Source organism: Streptomyces sp. NPDC101166, assembly GCF_044768125.1.
Classification (GTDB): Bacteria; Actinomycetota; Actinomycetes; order Streptomycetales; family Streptomycetaceae; genus Streptomyces.
On sequence record NZ_JBIWPF010000011.1, the window covers coordinates 289,521 to 295,520 of the forward strand.

8 protein-coding genes are annotated in these 6,000 nt (G+C 71.3%); 4 read left to right on the forward strand and 4 right to left on the reverse strand.

Going from position 1 to position 6,000, the window contains the following annotated elements; genetic code table 11:
- Positions 1-48 precede the first annotated feature (48 nt).
- Positions 49-1,167 carry a phosphoserine transaminase gene (gene serC, locus ACIRS4_RS21340; protein ID WP_404198100.1) on the forward strand — a complete coding sequence of 373 codons (1,119 nt, stop codon included), beginning with the start codon at positions 49-51 and terminating at the stop codon, positions 1,165-1,167.
- A gap of 537 nt (positions 1,168-1,704) precedes the next feature.
- Here serC and ACIRS4_RS21345 read toward each other — a convergent pair.
- Positions 1,705-2,037 carry a hypothetical protein gene (locus tag ACIRS4_RS21345; protein ID WP_404198103.1) on the reverse strand — a complete coding sequence of 111 codons (333 nt, stop codon included), beginning with the start codon at positions 2,035-2,037 and terminating at the stop codon, positions 1,705-1,707.
- On the opposite strand from ACIRS4_RS21345, the gene ACIRS4_RS21350 reads away from it, so the two are divergent.
- Positions 2,021-2,386, forward strand: a complete 366-nt coding sequence (locus ACIRS4_RS21350; RefSeq protein ID WP_404198106.1) for a CAP domain-containing protein — start codon at positions 2,021-2,023, stop codon at positions 2,384-2,386. The genes ACIRS4_RS21345 and ACIRS4_RS21350 overlap by 17 nt on opposite strands.
- Before the next feature lie 6 nt (positions 2,387-2,392).
- Here ACIRS4_RS21350 and ACIRS4_RS21355 read toward each other — a convergent pair whose 3' ends face one another.
- The 3 genes from ACIRS4_RS21355 to ACIRS4_RS21365 form a co-directional block, all read right to left on the reverse strand.
- A complete protein-coding gene (locus ACIRS4_RS21355; RefSeq protein WP_404198109.1) occupies positions 2,393-3,721 on the reverse strand; it encodes an ATP-binding protein in 1,329 nt (442 codons plus the stop codon).
- Positions 3,718-4,407, reverse strand: coding sequence for a response regulator transcription factor (locus ACIRS4_RS21360; protein ID WP_404198112.1), 690 nt, complete (start codon positions 4,405-4,407; stop codon positions 3,718-3,720). Before ACIRS4_RS21360 ends, ACIRS4_RS21355 begins: the two co-directional genes overlap by 4 nt.
- A gap of 113 nt (positions 4,408-4,520) precedes the next feature.
- The gene (locus ACIRS4_RS21365) at positions 4,521-4,721 is read right to left on the reverse strand and encodes a hypothetical protein (protein WP_404198114.1); all 201 of its coding nucleotides are present in this window, start codon (positions 4,719-4,721) and stop codon (positions 4,521-4,523) included.
- Positions 4,722-4,800: 79 nt separating this feature from the next.
- Between ACIRS4_RS21365 and ACIRS4_RS21370 the strand changes: the two genes are divergently transcribed.
- Complete coding sequence (locus ACIRS4_RS21370) at positions 4,801-5,013, forward strand: hypothetical protein (protein ID WP_404198116.1); 213 nt, start codon at positions 4,801-4,803, stop codon at positions 5,011-5,013.
- A gap of 399 nt (positions 5,014-5,412) precedes the next feature.
- A complete protein-coding gene (locus ACIRS4_RS21375) occupies positions 5,413-5,817 on the forward strand; it encodes a RidA family protein (protein WP_404198118.1) in 405 nt (134 codons plus the stop codon).
- The last annotated feature ends 183 nt before the right edge of the window (positions 5,818-6,000 follow it).

A 6,000-nucleotide genomic window follows, 5' to 3' on the forward strand; every position in this document is an offset into this window, starting at 1 on the left:
ACGGACGACGTTTCGCCCGCGTTTACGGAAACGGCTACGCTCGCCTGCGTGGCTGAGATCCAGATTCCTGCTGACATCAAGCCCGCCGACGGTCGATTCGGCGCGGGCCCCTCCAAGGTGCGGATCGAGGCGCTGGACGCCCTGGCCGCCACCGGTACCTCACTCCTCGGCACCTCCCACCGCCAGGCCCCGGTCAAGAACCTGGTCGGCCAGGTGCGCGAGGGAATCTCCGAGCTGTTCCAGGTCCCGGACGGATACGAGGTGATCCTCGGCAACGGCGGCTCCACCGCCTTCTGGGACATCGCGACCCACGGCCTGATCGAGAACAAGTCCCAGCACCTCAGCTTCGGCGAGTTCAGCTCGAAGTTCGCCAAGGCCGCCAAGCTGGCCCCCTGGCTCGCCGAGCCCACCGTCATCTCCTCCGACCCGGGCACGCACCCCGAGCCCGAGGCCGAGGCCGGCGTCGACGTCTACGCCTTCACCCACAACGAGACCTCCACCGGCGTCGCCGCCCCCATCCGGCGGGTGCAGGGCGCCGACGAGGGCGCGCTGGTCCTGGTGGACGCCACCTCCGGCGCCGGCGGCCTCCCCGTCGACATCGCCGAGACGGACGTCTACTACTTCGCCCCGCAGAAGTCCTTCGCCTCCGACGGCGGCCTGTGGATCGGCGTCTTCTCCCCGGCCGCGATCGAGCGCGCGGAGCGCGTCCACGCCTCCGGCCGCCACGTCCCGGAGTTCTTCTCGCTCCCGACGGCGATCGACAACTCCCGCAAGAACCAGACGTACAACACCCCGGCCCTGTCGACCCTCTTCCTGCTGAACCAGCAGCTCGAGTGGATCAACGGCCAGGGCGGCCTGGACTGGTCGGTGCGCCGCACGGCGACCTCGGCCCGCACGCTCTACGGCTGGGCCGAGGACGTCAAGTACGCCGACCCGTTCGTCACCGACCCGGCCAAGCGCTCGGCCGTCATCGGCACGATCGACTTCACCGACGAGGTGGACGCCGCCGCCGTCGCCAAGGTCCTGCGCGCCAACGGCATCGTCGACACCGAGCCCTACCGCAAGCTCGGCCGCAACCAGCTGCGCGTCGCGATGTTCCCGGCGATCGACCCCGCGGACGTCGAGGCCCTGACGAAGTGCGTCGACTACGTGATCGAGAAGCTGTAACCCGCACGGCACCACGACGAAGGGCGCTCGGTGAACGGCACCGGGCGCCCTTCGCCGTGTCCGCGGGGGTCTCGCGGACACGGCGCTGCCGCACTTCTGCACCCAGCCGGCGCCACCACGGCGTTCCCTCCGGGAGAGGGAACTCGCCGCCCTGCGCTCCTGTCGGCGCGCCCACGGTCACCGTTTCTCAGCGGACTTTGGCGGCTCTCTTAAGGCTTCTTGAAGATGGCCTTCGAACACAACTCTCCGCCCCGGCCTGGTCCTAGGCTCTCGAACACCCCTCACAGGTCCGGTGGCCGCGGTCGCGGCCACCGGTCAGGGGACCGAGTCAGCCGACCGACAGACCGAGGTGTCCTGCATGGGTTCCCGCCGAGCCGCTCGCCCGTCCCGCATCCCCGCCCGCCCCCGCGGTGGGCCGAAGACGCGTTCCGCGCTGGCCATGGGAGCCGTCGCTGCGCTCGTAGGCGTCGGGATCACCGTGGCGGTCGTCAGCGGCGAGGACGGCGACGCCTCGGACCGTGTGGTTGCGAACAGCACTCACAGGACGCCGGGCGCCGGGGACGCCGCCGACAGTGCGGCGCCGCTCGTCTCTGCTTCGGCGAGCCCGAGCACCACGGCGAGCACCACGGCGAGCAGCTCGCCGAGCGCGAAGCCGAAGGAGAGGCGGAAGCAATCGGCGAGCCCGACCATCCGTCCACGGAAGACGACCGTCCCCGTGTCGAAGGCACCTGTGAGGACGACGGCGAAGAGCAGCGGCGGCGGGTCGGCGAGCGGTTCCGGCGGCGCGCGGCCGGACAGCACCCAACCGGACTCCGGGTCGGGTTCGGAGTCCGGTGGCGGGCCCGAGGCCCAGGTGCTCGCGCTGGTCAACAAGGAGCGGGCCGCGGCGGGCTGCTCGCCGGTCACGGCGAACGACCGGCTCACCCGGGCCGCCGACGATTACAGCGACGTCATGGCGAGCAGCGGCGTGATGTCCCACACCGGCCCCGACGGTTCGACGATGACGACCCGGGTCGAGGCCGCGGGGTACCAGTGGTCGACCCTGGGCGAGAACATAGCCCGGGGCCAGGCGGACGCCGCCTCGGTGATGAAGTCCTGGATGAACAGCCCCGGGCACCGCGCGAACATACTGAACTGCTCCTTCAAGGAGCTGGGCGTGGGCGTCCACTTCGGCGACGGCGGCCCCTGGTGGACGCAGGACTTCGGCGCCCGTCGCTGACCCCGCTCACCGAACCCCGCCGCCGGCCCCGCCCGCGTCGGCCAGCACGAACGACACCCGCACCCGGGCGCCTCCCAAGGGCGCCCGGGTGATCGTCAGTTCGCCGTCCGCCGCCTGGGACGCCCGGGCCACGATGTCCAGGCCCAGACCCGTCGAACCTCCGACGCTCACACCCCGCGTGAGCGCCGCGTCGGGGTCCGCCACGCCCGGTCCCGCGTCGTCGACGGTGAGGAACACGTGCCGATCCGCCCGCTCCACACGCACGGCGAAGGCGGTGCCCTCCGGGGTGTGCCGGAAGACATTGCCGATCAGGGCGTCGACGACGGCCGCGAGGTCGTCCTCGGGGAAGGCCACGGGCGCCGACCGCGGCGTGAGGGACCGCTCGTAGGGTCGTCCTTGCTGGGTGGCGAGGACCGACCAGAAGTCCAGGCGCACGGCGACCACCTCGGCGACGTCGCACGCCTTCGCCGCGCCGGCCGCCGCACGGGCCGATTGCGCCGACGCCAGCGGTGTACGTGCCGCGGCGATGATCGAGTCGAGTTCGTTCTCCAGCTGGCCGGCCGCCTCGGCGACCCGCCGGGCGCTGGGCGTCGGCCCCATCCGGTCGGCCTCCAAGTAGAGAGCGGTCAACGGGGTGCGCAGCCGGTGCGAGAGGTCGGCGACCAGCTCGCGTTCCACGGCGAGCAGGTCGAGGACGCGGTCGGCCATGGTGTTGAACGCCGCACCGGCCTCCTGCAGTTCGGGCGGCCCGTCGGGTTCGACACGCACGTCCAGATCGCCGGAGCCGAGAGCCAGTGAGGCGCGCTTGAGACTGCGCGAGGAGCGGACGACGCGGGCGCCGAGCCGGTCGGCGACGAGTACCGAACCGCCGACCAGACCCAGCGCGAGCAGCGCCATGACGCCCCAGGAAGCGACCACGCCCCGGGTGAGGTCCGCGACGGGCACGAAGGCTTCCACGACCGCGACCCGGTCGCCCTGCAGGACGACGGGCTGGAGGTAGACCCAGCCGCCGGCGGTGTCCACGGCCAGCGTCTCGCGCCCGCGCACGGCTCGGTCGAGCGCGGCCCGGGGCGCGTGCGGGGTGCCGACGAAGTCGCCGTCGGGCAGACGTACGACGAGTTGGTCGGAGGAGCCGAGCTCGGCGAGGGCCTGCTGCACGTCGGCGCGCCGGGTGGTGAGGGCGAGCACCGGAGACAGGGCGGACGCCCGCTGCTCGGCGGCCGTGGTGGCCCGGTCCCGTACCTGTTCGCGCACGAGGAGGGCGAGGGGGATGAGGAAGGACAGGGCCACCATCGAGGTGACGGCCAGGGCGATCCCGGCGAGGGCACGTCTCATGGCGAGCTGACCAACTTGATGCCCAGGCCACGAACCGTGCGCAGATAGCGAGGCTTTCGCGCCTTCTCCCCCATTTTGCGGCGGAGCGCGGAAAGGTGGACGTCGACCGTCTGGTCCTCGAGGTACGGCTGCTGCCACACCTCTGCGAGTATGCGCTGCCGAGTGACGACCTGGTCGGCGTGGTCGGCGAGGTAGGCGAGCAGATCGAACTCGCGACGGGTCAGGGGCAGTTCCCTGCCGGCCAGGTGCGCGGTGCGCGCGGTCGGGTCGATGCGCAGGTCCGCCACCTGAAGGACGGGCCGCCGGGCCTCAGTCACGTCGGCGGGCACGGACCGGCGCAGCACGGCGGCGAGCCGGGCGGCGAGCTGGCCGCCGGAGAACGGCTTGACCAGGTAGTCGTCGGCCCCCGCGTTGAGCAGCCGGATGATCTCGCTCTCGTCGTCACGGGCGGTGGCGACCAGGACCGGCACGCGGGAAATGCCCCGGATCATGCGCAGCACGTCGAGACCGTCGAGATCAGGCAGCCCCAGGTCGAGCACCACGATGTCCGGCGGGCTCCGGGTGATCTCGCGCAGTGCCTCGAAACCCTGGTGGGTGGTCCTGACCGCGTAGCCGTGCCCGGTCAGGACCTCGATCAGCGCGGCCCGGATGACGGGGTCGTCCTCGACGACAAGTACGGAGGCCATGAGCAGGCACGTTAGCCGGTCCGTCACTATGGTGCCGTGTTCCGCCTCCTGCGCTACCTGATCATATGGCTGGCCTGTACGGCAGCCAGTGTCACCGCTGTCATCCTCACGATTCACTTCGTGGTGGGGTCGACCCGGCCGACCGCGCCGGTCGCGCAGTCCGCGCCGAGTGAGCCCCTCGAGTCCCCGCGGCCGAGCCCCACCACCGCGAAACCCTCCCCGAGTCCGTCGGCGAGCAGCCGCAGGCCCAACCCGCCGCCCCGGAGCAGCGAGCCGGCGACCGATCTCAGCCCGACGCCATCGCCGACGCCCACCGCCCGCACCAGTGCCCGGGGGGCGCCGACCGGTGCGGACGGCTCGGGGTGCCAGGAAGGTGGCGTCGGCGTCTACACGGTGCCGTCCGAGGGCGGCAAGGCGACCGTGCGGTTCGGCGACGACGCGGTGTGCCTGGTCTCGGCGGTGCCGAACCGGGGGTTCACGGTGACTACGAGCCGGACAGAGGCGCAGACGCTCACGGTGACGTTCACGGCGAGCCGCCACCGGTCGGAGATCACCGCCACGACCCAGCCGCAGAGCCGGGCCGACGTCCGCGAGGTGTCGTGGTGACACCCCCTGACACTCCATGCGACGTCGTGATCCGTCCGGTCGCGGGGGCGGCGCGTCGTCGCTGACGGTGGCTGCGCCGGGCTGTGGCTCGGTGGTGTCAGGTGGCGGATCTCGCGCGGGTCCGCGGCGGCGGTCCCGGCCGGGTCCGCTCCCGGCGGTGGAGGTACGCCACCTCGTCGTCACCGCGGCGCGCATCGGGTCCGGGAGGCGGTAGTGACGAGGAGAATCCCGACAGTCATGACCGTTGCCGGCACGCAAAAGGCGCCCGCCGTTTGTGCACGCAGAGAACACCACGACTTCACTGCCGGACAAGCGTCGTCTGCACGAACCTGTAACTTCCGAATGCAAGGAGCCTGTCTGCAATCGACGGTCCCGCGCACTGTTCCAGGGGAGTAGTTCATGAGTACCCAGGCAAAGACATTTGGTTTCGGTATGCCGTGGGAGTCGTTGTACGGGTACAGCCAGGCCACCCAGGTCGGTGACACGGTTTACGTTTCAGGGCAGCTGTCTCATGACGGTCACGGCAACTTCGTGGGCGCAGGCGACTTCGAACTGCAGGTGCGAACCACGCTGGAGAATCTGGACCTGGTGCTGAGGCAGTGCGGGGCCGAGCGTAGCCAGATAGTGGAGACCACGGTCCTGGTGAGGAACCTGCGGGAGAACTTCGACACGACAGCGCGCCTCCACGCCGAGTACTTCGGGGAGCACCGGCCCGCCAGCACGGTCATGGGAATTTCCGACTTGGCACTGCCGGACCAACTCGTTGAGATCGGCGCGCTCGTACGTCTCGACGTGAAGCCATAGACAGAAGGCCGGCACGCGAGTTCGGTTCGAGCGTGGGGAGCGTGCGGTCGCAAGGCGGAGGGTCGCCCTCGTACCCGGCGTACGAGGGCGGCCCCCCCAAACCCGCGGGCCCGGCCCCCGGGGGGGCGGCCGGGGGGGCCCACCCCCCCCCAAAGGGGGGGGGGGGGGGATTTACCCCACGGG